Below are 585 nucleotides of genomic sequence, written 5' to 3'. Positions count from 1 at the left end.
ATTTTTTTCTGCCAGGCTTTATATTTTTGGTAATCAGCAAATCCAGGAAAACCTTCAGTCGATGCCTCACCACTTTCCCAGTCAACGCGCACCGTCATACCCGGCGTCCAGCGGGCGGGCACGCTGAAGCAGCAGCCGCCACCGCCGCCCTGAAACGGGCCTATAATGTCGATCCCCGACTGGCCGTTGACACTGAAGTGGTTGATCGCCCATTTGGTGTGGTTGATGGCTTTTATTGTTCCGCCACCGCCGCCTCCGGCCTGTGCGGCAGGCTGCGCGCAGCCGGTTAACAGCAGCAGACCCGCCAGCAGCGGGCTGATTAATGCAGATTTCATCGGACTCTCCCTGTCGGTTTGAGGGTGATTAAGTGAAGGTGATGCCATCCTGAATAAACGAAGGCGGGCTACTTCGGACAGACGGCCGGCTCCGTCATCCTGACGGGCTCTTTTATCGGATAGTTCACATTTCTCGGTGACCAGCAGCTGGTGGTCACCTTCACGTCATCGCAGGGTAAAAAGTGCACCGTAATGCCGCACACATCCTGGCCGTTATACTCGGGCAACGGAACGGTTTTGCTGTGCTGCC

1 protein-coding gene and 1 pseudogene are annotated in these 585 nt (G+C 56.6%); both read right to left on the bottom strand.

The genetic code is table 11. The features are described from left to right. The coding region (tli1a, locus tag ABD481_RS46835; RefSeq protein WP_344672365.1) for a Tli1a family immunity protein at nt 1-335 on the bottom strand (335 nt) is incomplete at its 3' end. Nucleotides 336-403: 68 nt separating this feature from the next. Continuing rightward, a pseudogene (tli1, locus tag ABD481_RS46830) lies at nt 404-585 on the bottom strand (T6SS immunity phospholipase A1-binding lipoprotein Tli1-KP); the annotation flags it as partial.

It is taken from the genome of Catenulispora yoronensis (assembly GCF_039531695.1).
Lineage (GTDB): Bacteria > Actinomycetota > Actinomycetes > Streptomycetales > Catenulisporaceae > Catenulispora > Catenulispora yoronensis.
Note: the sequence above shows the minus strand (reverse complement) of the source record. Positions and strands in the feature narration are given on the sequence as shown.